General features: G+C 64.5%; 1 protein-coding gene. It reads right to left on the reverse strand.

The genetic code is table 11. From position 1 onward, the window contains the following. Positions 1-69: 69 nt before the first annotated feature. Positions 70-1,839, reverse strand: coding sequence for an IS1634 family transposase (locus K8I01_12205; GenBank protein MBZ0221179.1), 1,770 nt, complete (start codon positions 1,837-1,839; stop codon positions 70-72). Positions 1,840-1,994: the final 155 nt, after the last annotated feature.

Consider the following 1,994-nt stretch of genomic DNA (forward strand, 5'->3'; position numbering starts at 1 on the left):
CTAGCCCAAGTTCCGCAGTTCAGCAGGCCGTGAGGTTGGAAGCCAACGACTTGCGGCAATTGGTTGGCACTACACGGTGACCTCCTCGATGCCCTTGGGGATGGCCAACCTCTTGGGCAACTCGATGCCGAGGCGGTCGAGCAATGCGACGTGTTCATCGTTGGGCTTGATGACGCAGCGGACCTTGACCTCCGGCCCGTCGACGATGGGAAGCACGACGTCGACGCTCTGCACCTGGCGAAGTTCTTCGAGGATGAACCGGGGGCTGTTGCCGAGACCGGCGTGCGCCTGCCATTGCTCGAGGGTCTTGTAGAGCGCGTAGGCGAGGAAGCAGACGAAGATGTGGGCGCGCACCCGATCGGCACGCTGGTGCCAGACCGGGCGAATCGAGAGGTCGGACTTCTGGATGCGGAATGCGGCCTCGGCCTCGGTGAGTTGGATGTAGGTCCGCCAGAGGTCTTCTTCGGTCCAGCCGGTGACGTTGGTGCGAAGCAGGTAGCACCCGGCGCTGCGTTCGGACCAGAGTTGCCAGGCATGGCTCTCCTTCACGACGAGGGAGAGTCCCGAGGCATGACTCGGGTTGGCGCGAAGCCCGACGACGAACTTCTGCGCCGCCCTGCTGTGCCTGGCCAGCAGGCGACCGATCTGCTGGTTGACACGATCGCGATCGATCGGGCTCCTCGCCGAGATGAGTCGCTTGCGCAGGCGATCGAGGCACGCGGTGATGCGTTCGGCGGCACGCTCGACGATGGCGCGGTCTTTCTCCTTCCGCATCGCGGAGCGGCACAGGATGTAGGTCTCGGTGCCGGACTCGTTCGGGCACAGCTTCACTTCCACGTCGTCGCGGATGCTCTTCCAGTCCTTTGCTTCGATCAGCTGCTGCTCGAAGCGGTGCAAGTCGGAGCGACATGCGCCGATGACGTAGCGGCGGCCACCGCTCTGCAGCCACTGGAAGTTCTTCGCGCTGGCCATGCCGCGATCCATGACCCAAACGCGGTCGGCCTTGCCGAAGCGGGTCTCGATCTTGTCGACGATCTCCTGCACGGTGGTCACGTCGACGCGGTTGCCGTCGAAGACCTCGTGCGCGAGCGGGATGCCCTCGCGCGTCACGACCAACGCGATGCACACCTGCTTGCAGTCCGGTCGATGGTCGCGGCTGTGGCCACGTTTGGCCTGTGGGTTGCCAGCGGCTTCGCCTTCGAAGTAGGTCGACGTGACGTCGTAGAGCAGCAGGTCGTACTTGATGCCGAACAGCCTGCCGATGCGATCGCGCAGGTGCTGTTCGATCGCATCCTTGTGCACGAGCACCCGGTCGAGGGTCCGGTAGAGGCGGTCGTCGTTGACCTTGGCCTCCGGAATCCCGAGCAAGTCGTCGAGTGCCGTCTGCCGGTACAGCGACTCCGCGATGTGCAGGTCACTGGACGGCATGCAAAGCCTGCAGATCACCTGCAGCGCAGCCAGGTTCGACCAAGGGATGTCCTCTCGCCCCTCCGGCATCAACCGGTCGAACGCCTCGTCGAGTTGCAGCGTGTGCCACAGGCTGAGGCCGAGGAACACGTCCCCGAATCGACGTGCGCGCTCGACCCGCACCGCCTTCAGCCGGATCTTCTCGGTGTCGGCGAACTCATCCTCGCGAGGCTCGAACAGGCTCGGATGCGTCCGTCGGCCCGTGAGCTTGTCCGCGTAGGCGCGCGCGCGAGCCCTACCCTTCGCGTCGAGGTTGCCGAGCTGCGCGACAACCTGCTGGCGCACCTTGCCACCGATGCGCACCGACCGCACCAACATCCAGTAGGTGTGCGTCTTGCCGTTCTTGCTGATGCGTTTGTGCCGGAGGAACACGTGCTTGCTGCACGCCTCTTCTCGCGATCTCACGCCATCCGATCAACCCAGTGGGTTAGCACTACACGCACTTTCGAGGGGGTGGCCCCCGCCGTTGCTGGGCTGGCGGGCGGCAGATTGTCGAAAATCGTCGCGAGCTGCGGAACTTGGGCTAG

It is taken from the genome of Deltaproteobacteria bacterium (assembly GCA_019912665.1).
In the GTDB taxonomy this organism is placed as follows: Bacteria; Desulfobacterota; GWC2-55-46; order GWC2-55-46; family GWC2-55-46; genus UBA5799.